Here is an 18,134-nt window from a genome sequence, read left to right as displayed (position 1 = left end):
TCGGCATTGTCGAACACCACACGACAATATTCGTTATGGTGGACAGTGCCGGAGGCCGACCAACGCCCTCTCGGAGGGCGCGGACCACCGGAGGGACCCGGGGTCCGCCTTCCCCTGGACGAAGGACAAAGGAGTCGCGGGTGTCCAGCTCCGACATCTTCATCAGCGAGACCATCGGTACCGCTGTTCTGATCCTGCTGGGCGGTGGCGTCTGCGCCGCCGTCACGCTCAAGCGCTCGAAGGCGTTCAACTCGGGTTGGGTGGCCATCACCTTCGGGTGGGGCTTCGCCGTACTGACCGGCGCGTACATCGCGACCAAGTCCGGCGCCCACCTGAACCCGGCGGTCACCGTGGGCCTGGCGATCAAGGGCGGTACGCCGTGGGGCGACGTGCCGGTGTACTTCGCCGGTGAGCTGTTCGGCGCCATGATCGGTGCGGTACTCGTGTGGCTCACGTACTACGGCCACTTCAAGGCCCATCTGACCGACCCCGAGATCGTGGGCGAGCAGAGCGGCCAGGAAGGCATGGTCGACCAGGCGGCGGCCCCCAAGGCCGGCCCGGTTCTCGGGATCTTCTCCACCGGACCCGAGATCCGCAACGCGGTGCAGAACCTGACCACGGAGATCATCGCCACCACCGTGCTCGTGCTGGCGATCCTCACGCAGGGCCTCAGTGACAACGGCAAGGGCGTCGGCGTCATCGGAGCGCTGCTGACCGCTTTCGTGGTCGTCGGTATCGGTCTGTCGCTGGGCGGCCCGACCGGCTACGCGATCAACCCGGTCCGCGACCTCGGTCCGCGTATCGTCCACTCGCTGCTTCCGCTGCCGAACAAGGGCGGGTCGGACTGGGGATACGCCTGGATCCCGGTCGCCGGTCCGCTGATCGGCGGCGCGATCGCCGGTGGTATCTACAACCTCGCGTTCGCCTGAGCCGCGCCGCCCGCACCGAAGACTTTGGAGCACAGACACCCCATGAGCGACAACCACAGCACCGCCTCGCACGGCCACGGCCCGTTCATCGCGGCCATCGACCAGGGCACCACGTCCAGCCGCTGCATCGTGTTCGACAAGGACGGCCGCATCGTGTCGGTCGACCAGAAGGAGCACGAACAGATCTTCCCCAAGCCGGGCTGGGTCGAGCACGACGCCAAGGAGATCTGGGAAAACGTCCAGCAGGTGGTGGCCGGCGCCGTCGAGAAGGCCGGCATCACCGCCAAGGACGTCAAGGCCATCGGCATCACCAATCAGCGCGAGACCACGCTGATGTGGGACAAGAACACCGGTGAGCCGGTCCACAACGCCATCGTCTGGCAGGACACCCGTACCGACGCGCTCTGCCGCGAGCTGGGCCGCAACGTCGGCAAGGACCGCTTCCGCCGCGAGACCGGCCTGCCGCTGGCCTCGTACTTCGCCGGCCCGAAGATCCGCTGGCTGCTGGACAACGTCGAGGGCCTGCGCGAGCGCGCCGAGGCCGGCGACATCCTCTTCGGCACCATGGACTCCTGGGTCATCTGGAACCTGACCGGCGGCACCGAGGGCGGTGTGCACGTCACCGACGTCACCAACGCCTCGCGCACCCTCCTGATGAACCTGCGCAAGCTGGAGTGGGACGAGAAGATCCTGCACTCCATCGACATCCCGGCGGCGGTGCTGCCGGAGATCCGCTCGTCGGCCGAGGTGTACGGCACCGCCGCCGGCGGCGCGCTGGCCGGCGTGCCGGTCGCCTCGGCACTGGGCGACCAGCAGGCCGCGCTGTTCGGCCAGACCTGCTACGACAAGGGCGAGGCCAAGTCCACGTACGGCACCGGCACCTTCATGCTGATGAACACCGGTGACGAGCCCGTCAACTCCTACAACGGGCTGCTGACCACGGTCGGCTACCGCATCGGCGACCAGGCCCCGGTGTACGCGCTGGAGGGCTCGATCGCCGTCACCGGTTCGCTGGTGCAGTGGATGCGCGACCAGATGGGCCTGATCAACTCGGCCGCCGAGATCGAGACGCTGGCGTCCACCGTCGAGGACAACGGCGGCGCGTACTTCGTCCCGGCCTTCTCCGGCCTGTTCGCCCCCTACTGGCGCTCCGACGCGCGCGGTGTCATCGCGGGCCTGACCCGCTACGTCACCAAGGCGCACATCGCCCGCGCCGTCCTTGAGGCCACCGCCTGGCAGACCCGCGAGATCACCGACGCCATGACCAAGGACTCCGGCGTCGACCTGACCGCGCTGAAGGTCGACGGCGGCATGACCTCCAACAACCTGCTGATGCAGACCATCTCGGACTTCCTGGACGCGCCCGTGGTGCGTCCCATGGTGGCCGAGACGACCTGCCTCGGCGCCGCCTACGCCGCCGGTCTGGCCGTCGGCTTCTGGCCGGACACCGACGCGCTGCGCGCCAACTGGCGCCGGGCCGCCGAGTGGACCCCCCGCATGGACGCGGACACCCGCGACCGCGAGTACAAGAACTGGCTCAAGGCCGTCGAGCGGACCATGGGCTGGATCGACGACGAGAGCTGACGAGGAGTAATCATGAGCACCCTGCAGAGCGTCCCGGCCCTCGGGACGCACCCGGCCGACGGTTCGAACCCGAGCCGCGCCGAGACTCGGGAGCGGCTTTCCAAGGCGACGTACGACCTCCTGGTGATCGGCGGCGGCATCCTGGGCATCTCCACCGCCTGGCACGCCGCGCAGTCGGGGCTGCGGGTTGCGCTGGTGGACGCCGGCGACTTCGCCGGCGCCACCTCCTCCGCCTCCTCCAAGCTGCTGCACGGCGGTCTGCGCTACCTGCAGACCGGTGCGGTCAAGCTGGTGGCGGAGAACCACTTCGAGCGCCGCGCGGTCTCGCGTGAGGTGGCCCCCCACCTCGCCAACCCGCTGACCTTCTACCTGCCGGTCTACAAGGGCGGCCCGCACGGCGCGGCCAAGCTGGGCGCGGGCGTCTTCGCGTACTCGGCGCTGTCCGCCTTCGGCGACGGCGTCGGCCACGTCATCAGCCCGGCCAAGGCCCAGCGGGACGTGCCGGAGCTGCGCACCGACAACCTGAAGGCCGTGGCCGTCTACGGCGACGACCAGATGAACGACGCGCGGATGGCCCTGATGACGGTCCGCGCGGCGGTCGCCGCGGGCGCCACCGTCCTCAACCACGCCGAGGTCACCGGCCTGCGCTTCACCCAGGGCCGGGTCACCGGTGCCGAGCTGAAGGACGGCACCGACGGCACCGAGTTCGGCGTCAACGCCCGCCTGGTGCTGAACGCGACCGGCCCGTGGGTCGACCACCTGCGCAAGATGGAGAACCCGAACGCGGCCCCCTCCATCCGCCTGTCCAAGGGCGCGCACCTGGTCCTCAAGCGCACCTCCCCCTGGAAGGCGGCGCTGGCCACCCCGATCGACAAGTACCGCATCACCTTCGCCCTCCCCTGGGAGGACATGCTGCTGCTCGGTACGACCGACGAGGAGTACGAGGGCGACCCGGCGGACGTCCGCGTCAACGACAAGGACATCACGCAGATCCTGGACGAGGCGGCGTTCTCCGTCCGCGACCAGCAGCTGTCCCGTGACCTGATCACGTACTCCTTCGCGGGCCTGCGGGTGCTGCCGGGCGGCCCCGGCGACACCTCCAAGGCCAAGCGCGAGACCGTCGTCACCGAGGGCGCGGGCGGCATGCTGTCCGTCGCGGGCGGCAAGTGGACGACGTTCCGCCACATCGGCCGTACGGTCATGAACAAGCTGGCGGCGCTGCCCGGCCACCCGCTGGCCGAGGACATGGAGCCGATCTCGCGGCTGCCGAAGAAGCTGCCGCTGCCGGGCATCGCCAACCCGAACGCGGTGGCCCACCGGCTGCTGGTCGACGGTTCGGCCCCCGGCCCGCGCATGGCGCCGGAGACCGCCCGCCACCTGGCCACCCACTACGGCTCGCTGTCCTTCGACATCGCACGGCTGGCCAACGAGGACCCGGCCCTCGCCGAGCGCATCCACCCGGACGCGCCGGAGATCTGGGCCCAGGTCGTCTACGCCCGGGACCACGAGTGGGCGGAGACGGTGGACGACGTGCTGCGCCGCCGCACCACGCTGACCATCCGCGGTCTGGACACGGAGGACGTCCGGGCGCGGGCCAAGGCGATACTGGAGCAGCGCGGCTGACGCCCCGTCACCCGTTGCCGTCACGAGGGCGGCTCCCCTTCCCGGGGAGCCGCCCTCCGGCGTGTCCGCGTCTTCAGCGCCGCAGGCAGTGCTCGGCGAGGGCCATGGTGGTGAGGTTGGTGTTGGCCGCGGGCAGCGCCGGCATGACGGAGGCGTCGATGACGTCCAGGGCCTCGACGCCGTGGACGGCGCCGGTGGCGGAGACCACGGCGCCGGGGTCCCCCGCCGGACCCATCCGGCAGGTCCCGGCGGCGTGCTGGTAGCCGCTGACCGTCTGCCGCAGGGCCGTTGCCAGCTGTTCGTCCGTGGTGACGGCGGGGCCCGGCGCGCGCTCCTCGCCCAGCAGGCCGGACAGCGGAGCCGTACGGGCCAGGGAGCGCGCCAGCCGCATGCCCGCCACCATGCGCCGCGTGTCCTCCGGATCGCTCAGGAAGCCGGCGTCGATGCGCGGCGCGTCCCGGGGGTCGGCCGAGCGCAGCCACAGCCGGCCGCGGGAGGACGGCCGCAGCAGGGCGACCCAGAAGGTGAGCACCGTGGTGCCGTCCTCGCCGGCCTCCGGCCCCGACGGGAAGACCTGGAGGTCGGCCGGACCGTCCCCGCACGTGAGGTCGCAGGTCAGAAAGGTCTGCAACACCGGGTCGCGGGGGCCGGGCGGCGGCGCGTCGGTGGCGTAGGTGAGGGTGACGGCGGGGTGGTCCCGCAGGTTCTCCCCCACCCCGGGCAGGTCGGCCACCACCGGGATGCCGAGGTCGCGCAGGTGGGCGGCCGGGCCGAGGCCGGAGCGCAGCAGGATCGGCGGGCTGCCGTAGGCGCCGGCGGCGAGCACGACGCGGCGGGCGGGCAGGACCGTGCGCGCCGGATCGGCCAGCTGGACGCCCACCGCGCGGCCGTCGCGCAGGACGACCCGGTCCACGAGGACATCGCCGCGCACGGTGAGGTTGGCGCGCTCGCGGGCCCGCGCGAGGTAGGTCAGCGCGGTGCTCTGCCGTACGCCGCCGACCCGGTTGACCGGGACCGGGCCCACGCCGCACGCGCCGGGCGCGTTGTGGTCCTCGACCGGCGGGTGGCCGAGGGCCGTACAGGCGTCGTGGAAGGCGCGCTGCCACCGGTTGGTCGCCTCCGGCCCGTACCGCCCCACGGGAACCGGGCCGTCCGTGCCGTGCCAGGGCGCGCCGAGGTCCAGGTCCCGCTCGACGCGGCAGAGGCTGGGCAGGAAGTCGGCGAACGCCCAGCCCTCGTTGCCCCGGGCGGCCCAGTCGTCGTAGTCCTGCGGTCGGCCGCGCAGCGCGATCGCGGAGTTGATCGCCGAGGAGCCGCCCACGAGCTTGCCGCGGGGCAGCCCGACGCACCGGCCGAGGGCGCCCGGCTCGCTGACGTACCCCCAGTCGTGGCTGTGGGTGGCGGCGGGGCTGGTGGCCACGTCCTCGGGCAGGCCGTCGGGGGAGCTGCCGTAGTCGGGCCCGGCCTCCAGCAACAGGACGGACCGGGCGGGGTCCTCGGACAGCCGGTCCGCCAGTACGCCGCCGGCCGAGCCCGCGCCGACGACGATCACCTCCCATGCGTCCATGACCTGGGCTTCCGCCTCTCTCTGGGTACGACTCACGGTTCCGGCTCCCTGAGGTACCCGCGGCGCGCGGATCACACACGTCCCCCGGACGGCCCCCCCGCCCCCGGGTCCGGCGGGACTAGCATCGCCGGAAAGGGCCCCGGGCGCTCCGTCCGGCCTCCCCCGTGTTTCTCCAGACCCGTCACCGACCGGACCCGTCACCGACCTTGGAGATTCCGATGACCTTGCTGACCACCTGGCCGGAGAGCGGCCCCGGGACCGTGCTGCGGCGCACGTCCGGGCCCGCGGAGATCGCCGCCGCGCTGGCACCCGCCGGGGTGCGGTACGAGCGGTGGCCGGTGCGCCCGGACGTGGCGCCGGACGCGGAGCCCGCGGCCGTCCTCGCGGCGTACCGGCCGGAGATCGACCGGCTGACCGCCGAGGAGGGGTTCGTGACGGTGGACGTGGCGGCCCTGCACCCGAGCGACGCCCCCGGCTGGGCGGAGACGGCCCGCGCGGCGCGGCAGAAGTTCCTCGCCGAGCACACCCACGAGGACGACGACGAGGTGCGCTTCTTCGTCGCCGGGGCCGGGGTGTTCTATCTGCACACGGGCGGCGAGGTGCACGCCGTGCTGTGCGAGGAGGGTGATCTGCTGGGCGTGCCGCGGGGCACCACCCACTGGTTCGACATGGGCACCCGGCCGTCGTTCACCGCCATCCGCTTCTTCCACGAGGAGGACGGCTGGGTCGGCACGTTCACCGGCGACGACATCGCACTGCGGTTCCCGGACTTCGACACGCTCGTGGCCGGACGGGCGGAACGGGGCACGGCGTGAACCACACGTTCGACGTGGACCATGTGGTGCTCGACATCGAGGGCACCACGAGCGCGACCGGATTCGTCGTGGACGAGCTGTACCCGTACTCCCGCAAGCGGTTCGGGCGGCTGCTGGCCGAGCGGGCCGAGGAGCCGGCGGTACGGCGGGCCGTCGCGCAGATCCGGGAGCTGCTGGCCGAGCCGGACGCCGACGCCGCGCGGATCGAGCGGGCGCTCGGCGCCTGGCTGGACGAGGACCGCAAGGTCACGCCCCTGAAGACGCTCCAGGGCATCGTGTGGTCCGAGGGCTTCGCGAGCGGTGAGCTGGTCTCGCACTTCTACCCGGACGTGGTGCCCCGGCTGCGCGAGTGGCACGCGGCGGGCGTCCGGCTGCACGTGTACTCGTCGGGCTCGGTGGCCGCGCAGCAGGCGTGGTTCGGGCACAGTCCGGAGGGCGACCTGCGGCCGCTGGCCGAGCGGTTCCACGACACGGAGAACGCCGGGCCCAAGCTGGCGGCCGCGTCGTACGAGAGGATCGCCGCCGGTCTCGGGGCCGCGCCGGAGCGGGTGCTGTTCCTGTCCGACCGGCCCGGGGAGCTGGACGCGGCGCGCGCGGCGGGGTGGCGCACGGCCGGGGTGCGGCGGCCCGGGGAGCCGTACTACGAGAGCGGGGTGGGGGACCATCCCGAGGTGGCGTCGTTCGCGGAGCTGGAGATCCGGGCGGGGGCCGGAGCCGAGACGGTGGCGGCCGGGGCGGCTGCCGGGGCCGGAAGCGGCGCGGGGCCGGGTGTCGGCGACGAGGAGGTGCGGCGGGCCGGGGCCCGGCTGGCGGCCGAGGCCGCGCGGTTCGCCTCGTTCGGCTGGATGCGCGGCACGTCCGGCAACCTGTCGGCCGTGCTGGCCCGCGATCCGCTGCGGCTGGCGGTGACCGCGAGCGGGCGGGACAAGGGCGAGCTGACCGCGGACGACGTGGTGCTGGTGGACGGTGCGGGCGCCGCGGTCGCGGGCACGGCGGCCGGGGCCGGGAAGCCGTCGGCGGAGGCCGGGCTGCACGCCCGGGTGGTGCGGCTGACCGGCGCGGGGGCGGTGGTGCACGTCCACACGGTCGCGGCGGTGGCGATGGCGCGGCGCCGGCCCGGCGGGATCGTCTTCCGCGACCTGGAGATGCTCAAGGGGCTGGGACTGTCCGCGGAAGGGGCCGCGGCGCGGCTGCCGGTGATCGCCAACAGCCAGGACATGGCCGTGCTCGGGGACCGGCTGGAGGCGGCCCGGGACCCGCGGATGCCGGCCGTGGTCGTCGCCGGGCACGGTCTGTACGTGTGGGGCGCGGACCTGCTCCAGGCCCGCCACCATGCCGAAGTCGTGCAGTGGCTACTGGAGTTGGAGCTGGCGTCGGACCGGGCCTGAGCGCCGGGGACCGGGCGGCGGGCACCTTCTGAAAACAACTGGCTCCCGGTCGTGCGGCGCGCTTACCTTGTGCGCTCGTGACCGATGATCCGAAGTGCTCATCCCGTGCCGTGCCCGCGGCTTCCGCGGAGCCCGCCGTCGTGGTCGTCCCCGGCCACGACGGCCCGTCCCCCTCCCCGCCGCCCCCTGCCGGTGGCCTGTTCTCCCGTCCGTACGCGGCCGCCTCCGCCTGCTTCGCCGCGGTGATGTTCCTGACCGGCCTGGCCGCGCTCGCCGTGGTGCCCGCCCTGCCGACGGCCGCCCGTGACCTGGCCGGGGTGGAGCTGTTCCCGCTCGTCGCGGGGTGCTTCGTGGCGGCGGGCCTGTTCGGCGGGGTGCTGGGCGGGCACTGGGCGGACCGGTCCGGGGCCCAGCGGCCGCTGGCCGCGGGCCTGGTGCTGGCGGTGGCCACGCTGCTGGTCTCCGGTGCCGCCACCTCGGTCTGGCAGCTGGCGGCCGGGCGGTTCCTGGACGGCCTGGCCGGCGGGATGATCACGGTCGCGGTCAACACCGCCATCGGCCGGGCGTATCCGGACCGGCTCCGGCCGCGGGCGCTGGCGCTGATGAGCACCTGCTGGATCGTGCCGTCGCTGATCGGTCCGCCGCTGGCGGGGCTGGTGGCCGAGTGGTGGTCGTGGCGCACGGTGTTCTTCGGGCTGGCCGTGCTCACCGTGCTTCCGGCGCTGGCGGTGGCGGCCGTACTGCGCGGCCGTTCCCGGTCCGAGGTGCCCGCGCCGTCCGGCGAACGGGCCCCGCGCCCCGCGCTGCTGGTCGCGGTGGCGGTGAGTGCGGGCGCGGCGCTGGGCCAGTACGGCGTCTCCGGCCGGGACCCGCGCCATCTGCCGGCCGCGGCCGTCGGGCTCGGCCTGCTGCTGGTGTTCGCGCCACGGCTGCTGCCCCGGGGTACGTGGCGCGCCGCGCGCGGCCTGCCCGCGACCGTCCTGCTGCGCGGCCTCGGTTCGGGCACGTTCTTCACCCTGGAGGCGCTCGTCCCGCTGCTGCTCGTCACCGAACGGGCGGCGCCTCCCGTGCTGATCGGCCTGGTCTTCACCGGGGCCGCGGTGTTCTGGGCCGCCGCTTCCTGGGTGCAGGGCCGCCTGCTGGAGCACCTGCCCCGGCACCGGCTGGTCGTGGCCGGGGCGCTGGTGCAGTCGGCGGCGGTGGTGATCGCGGCCGTCGGGACGCTGCCCTGGGCGCCGGCGTTCACCGCCGGGGCGGCGATGCTCGTCGCGGCCGTCGGCATGGGCCTGCTCGCCCCCTCGCTCACCGTGCTGTCCCTGACCCACAGCCCGCCCGGCCGTCAGGGCGCGGCGAGCGGCGCGATGCAGACCAACCAGAACCTGGGCCAGGTGACGGTGCTGGCGGCGGCCTCCGCCGTGCTCAACCTGTGCCTGGGCGCGGGTGTGGCGCGGGCCGCCGGGTACGGTGCCGCCTTCGCGCTGCTGCTCGTACCGTGCGCCCTGGCCGTCCTGTTCGCGTCGCGCACCCGGGCCGCGTGAGCGGACGGCCGCCGTGGGCGGACCACGTTGCGGGCCCGTTCCGCCGGGCCCGTAGGTTGGTGCGGGACCGCCGTCCCGTCCGTGTCGTCCGGTCTTCCGCCGGGCCACCCTTCCGAGCCACTGGAGCCGCCCCGTGACCCCAGATCTGTCCCCCATCGCCCGCCTTCCCCGCGGCGGGCTGCCGCCGCGGGCCGTCGTGGTCGGCGACCCGGCCCGCGCGGCCGCCGTCGCCGAGCTGCTCGACGGGGCGGCGGAGATCGCGTACCACCGCGAGTACCGGACGTTCACCGGCAGCTGGAAGGGCATGCCGGTGGCCGTCGCGTCGCACGGCGTGGGCGCGCCCGGCGCGGTGCTGCTGTTCCAGGAGCTGGCGGACGCGGGGGTGCGGACCTTCTTGCGCTTCGGTACGGCGGGGGCGATACGGGCCGGGATCGGCGACGGCGACCTGGTGATCGCCGAGTCGGCGGTGCGCGACGACGGGGTGACGCAGCAGCTGGTGCCGCCGGAGTACCCGGCCGTGGCCGCGCCGGAAGCCGTGCTGGCGCTTGAGCGCGCGGCCGCGGAAGCCGGGGCTCCGTACCACCGCGGGGTGGTGTGGACGCGCGCCGCGTTCCAACCGGGTCTGCTGCCGCTGCCGGTCGCGGCGTACACCGCGGCGGGCGTGGCGGCGATCGAGATGGAGGCGTCCGCGCTGTTCGTGACGGCCGGGCTGCGCGGTCTGGTGGCCGGTGCGGTGCTGGTGATCGACGGGGCGAACGCGGACGAACTGGTCGACGAGGCGGCCACCGGCGGCTACGACCCCCACCGGGACGTGGTCGCGGAGGGCGTGGCGCGCGGCGCCGTCGTCGCGCTGGAGGCGCTGCGGGCGCTGGCGGAGGAGGAGAACCGATGAGCACCGTAGGGACCACGGAAGCGGCGGGCGCCGACCTGCTGGTGCACGGCGGGACGGTCCTCACCGTCGACGACCGCGGCACCGTGCTGCCCGACGGCGCCGTCGCCGTACGGGACGGGGAGATCGTCGCGGTCGGCCCGGCCGGCGCGCTGCGCGCCGCCCACCGCGCGGCCGAGGAGATCGACGCCACCGGCTGCCTGGTGCTGCCCGGGCTGGTCAACACCCACACCCACCTGGCGATGACGCTGCTGCGCGGGCACGCCGACGATGTGGACCTCCAGGAGTTCCTGGGGCGGGTGGTGCCCCGGGAGAACGCGCTGCTGTCCCCGGAGGCGGTGACCGCGGGCCTGCGGCTGGCCGTCGCGGAGAGCGTGCGGGGCGGGGTGACCACCGCGCTGGACATGTACTGGTTCCACGAGGCGGCCGAGCGGGCCGCGCGGGACGCGGGCTGGCGGCTGCTGTCCGGCCCGACGTTCATGGACGTACCGGGGCCGCCCGACCGGATGCCGTACGGGAACCGGATGGGCTGGGCGCGCCGCCACCTCGACGGCCACCGCCCCTCCCCCGGCACCCGGCCGGTGGTCTTCGCGCACAGCGCCTACACCCTGGACGCCGCGCAGCTGACGGACATCGCGGCGCTGGCGAAGGAGTACGGCGCGCTGCTGCACCTGCACGCGGCGGAGAACGCCGCCGAGGTGGCGACGGTGCGCGAGCGGTACGGCAAGCGGCCGGTCGAGTTGCTGGAGTCGCTGGGCCTGCTGGGCCCGGACACGCTGCTGGCGCACGCGGTCGAGCTGACCGACACCGAGATCGCGGCGCTGGCCCGTACCGGCACGGGCGTCGCGCACTGCCCGGTCTCCAACCTCAAGCTGGGCTGCGGCATCGCCCGGGTCCCGGAGCTGCTGCGGCAGGGCGTACGGGTCGGGCTGGGCACGGACGGCGCGGTCAGCTCCAACTCCCTGGACATGGTGGGGGCGCTGGGGATGGCGGCGCTGGTCCACAAGGCGGGCGGCGACCCCACGGCGGTCGGCGCCGAGCAGGCCGTACGCATGGCGACGATCGAGGGCGCGCGGGCCCTGGGCCTGGGCGGGCAGCTCGGCTCCCTGGAAGTGGGCAAGCGGGCGGACCTGGCGGTACTGGACCTGGGCGGTGCGCATCTGGCGCCCCGGCACGATCCGTGGTCGACGCTGGCGTACTCGGCGCGGGCCGGTGACGTCCGGGACACGGTCGTCGACGGCCGGGGCCTGATGCGCGACCGCCGGCTGACGACGCTGGACGAGGCGGCCGTGACCGGTGCGGCGGAGGCGCTGGTCCGGTCCGTCTGAGGACGGCGGCGAACCCTCCCGCACGCCCTCCCGGCCCGGCGGTCCCCCGGCCATAATGGCGCAGACATCGGATGTCTGCGGGGATCCGGCGGGCGGGAGAGCGGGGAGGCCGGGCATGGCGGTCACGGACGAGGCCATAGAGAAGATCAAGTCGATGATCGTCTCCGGTGCGCTGCGGCCCGGCGACCGGCTGCCCAAGGAGAGCGAACTCGCCGCCGGCCTGGGGCTGTCCCGCAACTCGCTGCGCGAGGCGGTGCGCGCCCTGTCGCTGATCCGCATCCTGGACGTACGGCAGGGCGACGGCACCTACGTCACCAGCCTGGACCCGCAGCTCCTCCTGGAAGCGCTCAGCTTCGTGGTCGACTTCCACCGCGACGACACGGTCGTGGAGTTCCTGGCCGTACGCCGCATCCTGGAACCGGCCGCCACCGCGATGGCGGCCGACCGTATCCCGGTGGCCGAACTGGACGAACTGGGACGCCAGTTGGACGCGCTCGGCCCGCACCCGGCGGTGCCGGACCTGGTCGCCCGGGACCTGGAGTTCCACCGCCGGATCGTGGCCGCGGCCGGCAACTCGGTGCTGTGCTCCCTGCTCGACGGCCTGTCCGGGCCGACGACCCGGGCCCGCGTCTGGCGCGGCCTGACACAGCAGGACGCGGTCGGCCGCACCCTCGCCGAGCACCGGGCGATCCTCGGCGCCCTCCGCGACCGGGACGGGGAGGCGGCGCGGGCCTGGGCGACGGTGCACATCGCGAGCGTGGAGCAGTGGCTGCGCTCGACGCTGTGAGGCAGGGCGCGGCGTCCGGGAGGGCCCGGCCGCGCCCCCTCCTCCCGGGCCCTCCCCCGTCAGACGGCGAACCCGCCGTCCACCGCGATCGACGCGCCCGTCACATACCGGCCGCCCTCCCCCGCGAGGTGTGCCACGGTCGCCGCGATGTCCGCCGGCCGCCCGTAGGACCCGAGCGACGTCAACCGGGCCTGCATCGGCGCGCTCTCGCCGTCGGCCGGGTTCATGTCGGTGTCGACCGGGCCCGGGTTGACCAGGTTGGCCGTGATGCCGCGCGGGCCCAGTTCCCTGGCCAGGGTCCTGGTCAGGCCGGTGAGCGCGGCCTTGCTCGTCGCGTACAGCGAGCCGCCGGGGAAGGCGACGCGCTCGGCCATGCAGCTGCCGATGCTGATGATCCGCCCGCCCTCGGTCATCCGCCCGGCGGCGGCCTGCGCCGCGATGAAGGGCGCGCGGACGTTGACGGCCAGCACGCGGTCCACGTCCTCCTCGGAGATTCCCTCGATGGGTCCGAGGACGCCGATCCCGGCGTTGTTGACGAGGATGTCCAGCCGCCCGAACCGCTCCACGGTGCCGTCCACGGAGGCCCGTACGGCCGCGGCGTCCGCGCTGTCCGCCCGCACCGCCCAGGCCCGCCGGCCCAGCTTCTCGACGCGCTCCACCACGAGCGCCGCCCGTGCCTCCTCGCTGCGGTACGTGAACGCCACATCGGCCCCGTCCTCGGCGAGCCGCACCACGACGGCCTCCCCGATCCCCCGGCTCCCGCCGGTCACCAGCGCCACCTTGCCGTCGAGCTGCGCGGTAGTCATGTCCGCCCCTCCGTGTTGCCTGCGCTTGTCGCGCCATGTCCTGAGTTCTCGTGATGTGTCGCTCCGAGCGGCACCACTCGATACTCGTGGCCGGGGAACGGCGGCGCTGGCGGAAAGCGGACGGGGAGTCATGGCCGTCCGGGCGGGTGCCGGCCGCCCTCACGCCCCGTACACCCCCACCGCGTTCCCCCCGAACACCGCCGCCCGTTCGTCCGGTGCGAGGTGGGCGGTGGCCGCTTCCGCCAGGGTGATGACGGTCTCGTACGGGGCGGCCAGGGTGCAGACCGGCCAGTCGGAGCCGAACAGGACGCGGTGGGGGCCGAAGGTGTCCAGGATGTGGCGGGCGTAGGGCTCGATGTCGGCGGGGCGCCACGTCGTGTGGCCGGCCTCGGTGACCAGGCCGGAGAGTTTGCAGACGGTGTTGGGCAGGCGGGCGAGGGCGGCCAGGCCGTCGGCCCAGGGCTGCCAGGCGCGGGCCGCGATGCCGGGTTTGGCGGCGTGGTCGAGGACGAACGTGAGGGCGGGGAGCGCGCGGGCGGCGGCGAGCGCGGCGGGCAGCTGGCGCGGGGTGACCAGGAGGTCGTAGGCGAGGCCGGCGTCCGCGACGGCGGCCAGACCGCGCCGTACGACGGGGCGGGCGAGCCAGTGCGGGTCGGGCTCGTCCTGGACCTGGTGGCGCAGGCCCACCAGGAGCGGCGGCATCGTGGCCAGGACGCCGGGCAGCCCGGGGTCGGTCAGGTCGGCCCAGCCGACGACGCCCCGGACGACGGGCGAGCGGGCCGCGACCGCGAGCAGTTCGGCGGTCTCGGCGCGGGAGGCCGAGGACTGGACCAGAACGGTGCCGTGGATGTCGTGCCGGGCGAGGTGCGGTGTCAGGTCGTCGAGGGTGTACGTACGGCGGATCGGGTCGGCCCAGGCGCCTTCCATCCACGGCTGCGGACGCCGGGACAGGTCCCACAGGTGGTGGTGGGCGTCGATGCGGTCGGTCATGGGCGGGCCCCCGGGTCGGCGGTGGGAAGCGGCAGGCCGGGGCCGAGAAGGCCGCAGTCGGTGAGGGTGTGCCAGAGGGCGTCCGGGATGTCGTGCGTGAACAGTTCGGCGTTCTCCCGGGCCTCCTCCGGCGACGCGGCACCCACCAGGACCCCCGCCACGGCCGGATGGCCGAACGGGAAGCGCAGCGCGGCGGCCTTGAGCGGCACGCCGAACTCCGCGCACACGGACGCGAGCCGCCGCGCCCGCTCCACCAGCGCGTCCGGCGCCGGCGCGTAGTCGTACGGGGCGCCGGGCGCCGGGTCGGCCAGCAGCCCGGAGTTGTAGACGCCGCCGACGACGACCGACGTGCCGCGACGGGCGCAGACCGGCAGCAGGTCGTCGAAGGCACCGCGGTCGAGCAGGGTCCAGCGCCCGGCGCACAGCACCACGTCCACGTCGAGGTCGGCGACGCAGCGCGCCGCCACGTCGCTGCGGTTCAGCCCGAAGCCGATGGCGCCCACCACGCCCTCCGCGCGCAGTTCGGCGAGGGCGGCGAAGCCGGTCCCGTACACCTCGGGGAGGTGGTCCTCGACGTCGTGGAGGTAGACGATGTCCACGGCGGGGACGCCCAGGCGCTCCAGGGACGCGGCGAGGGTGCGGCGGATGCCGTCGCGGGAGAGGTCCCACACGCGGGCGCGCCTCGGGGTCGCGGTGTAGCCCTGGCCGTCCACCGCCTCGCCGGGCGCGAGGGGACGCAGCCGCCGCCCGACCTTGGTGGACAGCGTGTACGCGGTACGGTCGCGCCCGGCCAGCGCCCGCCCCAGGCGCTCCTCGGACAGGCCGAGCCCGTAGTGCGGCGCGGTGTCGAAGTGGCGGGCGCCGGTCTCGAAGGCGGCGTCCACGGTCCGCCGGGCGCGGTCCTCGGGCACAGGCCGGTACAGGTTTCCGAGGGGCGCGCAACCCAGGCCGAGGGGCGGCACGCGCACGCCCGTACGCCCCAGCCGCCGTGTCCCGCGCGGTACGTACGGCATCGGCCGCTCCTCCTAATCCTGCTGCTCGCCGCCCGCGAACCGGGAGATGACCAGCGCGACGATGATGATCAGGCCGTTGAGGAACTGGGTCCACAGCGGCGGCACCCCGCCCAGCGTCATGACGTTGATGACGAGCTGGAGGGTCAGGACGCCGGTGAGCGCGCCGAAGAGCGTGCCGCGGCCGCCCTTGAGGCTGATGCCGCCGATGACGGCGGCGGCGAAGACCTGGAAGATCCAGCCGTTGCCCTGGCTCGCGGAGACGGCACCGTAGTGGCCGGTGTAGAGGATGCCCGCGAACGCGGCCAGCAGGCCGCCGACGGCGAGCACGGCCCAGGTGATCCGGTCCACCCGGATACCGGCCGCGCGGGCGGCCTCCGGGTTGCCGCCGATCGCGTACAGCGCGCGGCCGTGCCGCAGGTAGCCGAGGGCCGCGCCGCCGAGCGCGAACAGCGCCAGGCAGATCCAGACGGCGGCCGGGACGCCGAGCCAGGCGGTCCGGCCGAGGTAGGCGAAGGACTCCGGCACCTCACCGATCGACCGGCCCTCGGAGATGCCGAGCTGGAGGCCGCGCAGCATGGTCAGCATGCCGAGGGTGGCGATGAAGCCGTTGACGCGCAGCTTGAGCATCAGGAACCCGTTGACCGCGTCGACCGCGGCGCCCACGGCCAGGCACAGCGGCACGGCCGTCCACTGCGGCAGCAGTTCCAGACCGGCGAAGCGCCCGCCGTGCGCGGGCATCACCAGCCACAGGGCGAGCACCGGCGCCAGGCCGATGGTGGACTCCAGCGACAGGTCCATCCGCCCGCTGATCAGGATCAGCGCCTCACCGAGCACCAGCAGGCCGAGTTCGGTGGACTGCTGGACGACGCCGACCAGGTTGTCCCGGGTCAGGAAGGCGGGCGAGACGATGAAGCCGGTGACGCCGAGCACGAGGATCACCGGTACCAGGGACACGTCGCGCCAGCGGGCGAGCGCGGGGCGCGGGCGGCCCCGCGCCGGCGCGTCCGCCAGGCCGGGCGCCTGCTGCCGTGCGGTGTCGGTCATCGCGGGTCGCCTCCTCGGGAGCCGTTGGGGCCGGGAGTGGCGGGCGGGCTGGAAGTTCCGGGCGGTTCGGGAATTCCGGGCGGGTCGGAAGTGGCGTTCGGACCGGGAGTGGCAGGTGGATCGGGAGTTCCGAGCGGGTCGGAAGTGGCGGGCGGAGCGGAAGTGCCGGGTGGGCCGGAAGTGCCGGGTGGGCCGCCCGCACCGTACGGACCGATCGCGTCGTCCGTGCCCTCCGTGCCCTCCGCTCCCTCCCCTTCCGCCCCCTCCGTGCCCTCCCCTTCCGCCCCCTCCGCCCTCTCCACCCCTTCCATCGCCCCCACCAACTCCCCCTCCCGCCACCCGCGCCCGAAGCGGGCCACGACCCGGCCGTGGGTCACCGTCAGTACCCGGTCGCAGACCCGCAGGTCGTCCGGCTCGTCGGAGACGAGGACGACGCCGCTGCCGGCCGCCGCCACGTCCCGTATGACGCCCAGCAGCGCGTGCTTGGACTTCACGTCCACCCCGTTGGTGGGCCGGACCGCGACCAGCACGGCGGGCCCGCGGGCCAGGGCCCGGGCGACGACGACCTTCTGCTGGTTGCCGCCGGAGAGACCGGACACCGGCTGACCGGGCCCGGTGGTGCGGATGTCCAGGGCGGTGATCATGCGCCGGGCGAACGCGCGGGTACGGGAGGGCAGCACGGTGCCCAGCGGGCCGAGCCGGTCGGTGACGGCCAGCGTCGCGTTCTCGGCGACGCTGCGGCCGGGGACCAGCCCGTCGCGGTGCCGGTCCTCCGGTACGTAGCCGATGCCCGCCTCGATCGCGTGCCGCACACTGCCGGTCCGCACGGGCCGCCCGCGCACCTCGATCCGCCCGGCGTCCGGTGCCCGTACACCGGCCAGCGTCTCGCCGATGGCGGTGCTCCCGCCGGCCGCGGCCCCGGCCAGACCCACCACCTCGCCCGCCCGTACGGTCAGGTCCAGCGGCGCGAACGCCCCGCGCAGCGCCAGCCCTTCGGCGCGCAGCACCACGTCGCCCGCGGGCCGCCGGACGGTGCCTTCCGGGCCGGTACGGACCGCCCGCTCCCCCGTCATCGCCGCCACCAGGTCGGCCTCGGTCAGCCCGGTCACCGGCGCGGTCAGCACCGGGCGGGCGTCGCGCAGCACGGTGACGGTGTCGCACAGGTCGTACACCTCGTGCAGATGGTGCGAGATGAACAGGAACGCGGCGCCGGTCGCGCGCAGGGCGCGCAGCTTGGCGAAGAGGCGGGCGGTGCCGCCCGCGTCGAGCCGGGCGGTGGGCTCGTCCAGGATGATCAGCCGGGCGCCGCCGGACAGCGCGCGGGCGATCTCGACGCACTGCCGCTGCTCGACGCCGAGGTCCTTCATCCTGGCCGCCGGGTCGATGTCGACGCCGTACTCGGCCAGCAGGGCCGCGGCCCGCGCGCGCAGGGCCCGCCACCGGATCACCCGCCCGTCCGGGAACCGGTTCAGATGGAGGTTCTCCGCGACGGTCAGCTCGGGGACCGTCATCGGCCTCTGGTGGACGCAGGCGGCCTTGCGCCGCCAGGCGGCGGTGTCGCCCCAGCGGGGTGCCGGCGCGCCGTCGAAGGCGACCCGTCCGGCGTCCGGCCGGGTCAGACCGGTGAGCACGGACACCAGGGTGGATTTCCCGGCGCCGTTGCGGCCGACGAGCGCGTGCGCCTCGCCGCGCCGTACGGTCAGCCCGGCGCCGTCCAGCGCCAGGGTCGGCCCGTAGCGCTTGACGATGCCCTCGGCCTGTACGGCGGCGGGCGGGGCCGCCGGGCCGCGGCCCGAGCCGTGATCGTGGTCCGTCGCGTTCGGCATGGCCGCC

The 18,134-nt window shown here is 74.6% G+C and carries 15 protein-coding genes; 9 read left to right on the top strand and 6 right to left on the bottom strand.

The window, feature by feature from the left end; translation table 11 throughout:
• Positions 1-140 precede the first annotated feature (140 nt).
• From CP973_RS13845 to CP973_RS13835, 3 genes are read left to right on the top strand one after another with little or no spacing between them, the layout of a single operon-like run.
• On the top strand, positions 141-929 hold the full coding sequence (locus tag CP973_RS13845; RefSeq protein ID WP_150240608.1) for an MIP/aquaporin family protein: 789 nt from the start codon (positions 141-143) through the stop codon (positions 927-929).
• 42 nt (positions 930-971) lie between these two features.
• Positions 972-2,513 carry a glycerol kinase GlpK gene (glpK, locus tag CP973_RS13840; protein WP_150240606.1) on the top strand — a complete coding sequence of 514 codons (1,542 nt, stop codon included), beginning with the start codon at positions 972-974 and terminating at the stop codon, positions 2,511-2,513.
• A gap of 12 nt (positions 2,514-2,525) precedes the next feature.
• On the top strand, positions 2,526-4,136 hold the full coding sequence (locus CP973_RS13835) for a glycerol-3-phosphate dehydrogenase/oxidase (RefSeq protein WP_150240604.1): 1,611 nt from the start codon (positions 2,526-2,528) through the stop codon (positions 4,134-4,136).
• 73 nt (positions 4,137-4,209) lie between these two features.
• On the opposite strand, the gene CP973_RS13830 is transcribed toward CP973_RS13835, so the two are convergent.
• A complete protein-coding gene (locus CP973_RS13830; RefSeq protein ID WP_150240602.1) occupies positions 4,210-5,739 on the bottom strand; it encodes a GMC family oxidoreductase in 1,530 nt (509 codons plus the stop codon).
• A 182-nt stretch (positions 5,740-5,921) separates the two neighbouring features.
• Here CP973_RS13830 and CP973_RS13825 point away from each other — a divergent pair, with 182 nt between their 5' ends.
• The 6 genes from CP973_RS13825 (at position 5,922) to CP973_RS13800 (ending at position 12,448) form a co-directional block, all read left to right on the top strand.
• Positions 5,922-6,518, top strand: a complete 597-nt coding sequence (locus CP973_RS13825) for a 1,2-dihydroxy-3-keto-5-methylthiopentene dioxygenase (protein WP_150240600.1) — start codon at positions 5,922-5,924, stop codon at positions 6,516-6,518.
• The gene (gene mtnC / locus CP973_RS41395; protein ID WP_150240599.1) at positions 6,515-7,906 is read left to right on the top strand and encodes an acireductone synthase; all 1,392 of its coding nucleotides are present in this window, start codon (positions 6,515-6,517) and stop codon (positions 7,904-7,906) included. The genes CP973_RS13825 and mtnC overlap by 4 nt, the downstream gene beginning before the upstream one ends.
• A gap of 245 nt (positions 7,907-8,151) precedes the next feature.
• Complete coding sequence (locus CP973_RS13815) at positions 8,152-9,444, top strand: MFS transporter (RefSeq protein ID WP_150243560.1); 1,293 nt, start codon at positions 8,152-8,154, stop codon at positions 9,442-9,444.
• Between the two features lie 133 nt (positions 9,445-9,577).
• Positions 9,578-10,336 (top strand): nucleoside phosphorylase, encoded by a 759-nt coding sequence (locus CP973_RS13810; RefSeq protein ID WP_150240597.1) that lies wholly within the window; start codon positions 9,578-9,580, stop codon positions 10,334-10,336.
• Positions 10,333-11,661, top strand: a complete 1,329-nt coding sequence (locus CP973_RS13805; protein WP_150240595.1) for an amidohydrolase — start codon at positions 10,333-10,335, stop codon at positions 11,659-11,661. Before CP973_RS13810 ends, CP973_RS13805 begins: the two co-directional genes overlap by 4 nt.
• 115 nt (positions 11,662-11,776) lie before the next feature.
• On the top strand, positions 11,777-12,448 hold the full coding sequence (locus CP973_RS13800; RefSeq protein WP_150240593.1) for a FadR/GntR family transcriptional regulator: 672 nt from the start codon (positions 11,777-11,779) through the stop codon (positions 12,446-12,448).
• A 59-nt stretch (positions 12,449-12,507) separates the two neighbouring features.
• On the opposite strand, the gene CP973_RS13795 is transcribed toward CP973_RS13800, so the two are convergent.
• The 5 genes from CP973_RS13795 to CP973_RS13775 form a co-directional block, all read right to left on the bottom strand.
• Positions 12,508-13,254 carry an SDR family NAD(P)-dependent oxidoreductase gene (locus tag CP973_RS13795; RefSeq protein ID WP_150240591.1) on the bottom strand — a complete coding sequence of 249 codons (747 nt, stop codon included), beginning with the start codon at positions 13,252-13,254 and terminating at the stop codon, positions 12,508-12,510.
• Between the two features lie 159 nt (positions 13,255-13,413).
• The gene (locus tag CP973_RS13790; protein WP_150240589.1) at positions 13,414-14,244 is read right to left on the bottom strand and encodes an amidohydrolase family protein; all 831 of its coding nucleotides are present in this window, start codon (positions 14,242-14,244) and stop codon (positions 13,414-13,416) included.
• Positions 14,241-15,257: an aldo/keto reductase gene (locus CP973_RS13785; RefSeq protein WP_208853178.1), complete on the bottom strand. Its 1,017-nt coding sequence runs from the start codon at positions 15,255-15,257 to the stop codon at positions 14,241-14,243. Before CP973_RS13785 ends, CP973_RS13790 begins: the two co-directional genes overlap by 4 nt.
• Positions 15,258-15,269: 12 nt before the next feature.
• The gene (locus CP973_RS13780; RefSeq protein ID WP_208853177.1) at positions 15,270-16,301 is read right to left on the bottom strand and encodes an ABC transporter permease; all 1,032 of its coding nucleotides are present in this window, start codon (positions 16,299-16,301) and stop codon (positions 15,270-15,272) included.
• Positions 16,298-18,127 (bottom strand): sugar ABC transporter ATP-binding protein, encoded by a 1,830-nt coding sequence (locus CP973_RS13775; protein WP_150240587.1) that lies wholly within the window; start codon positions 18,125-18,127, stop codon positions 16,298-16,300. The genes CP973_RS13780 and CP973_RS13775 overlap by 4 nt, the downstream gene beginning before the upstream one ends.
• Between the last annotated feature and the right edge of the window lie 7 nt (positions 18,128-18,134).

The organism is Streptomyces albofaciens JCM 4342 (assembly GCF_008634025.1).
In the GTDB taxonomy this organism is placed as follows: Bacteria; Actinomycetota; Actinomycetes; order Streptomycetales; family Streptomycetaceae; genus Streptomyces; species Streptomyces albofaciens.
This window is presented reverse-complemented; position numbering and strand designations above follow the sequence as displayed.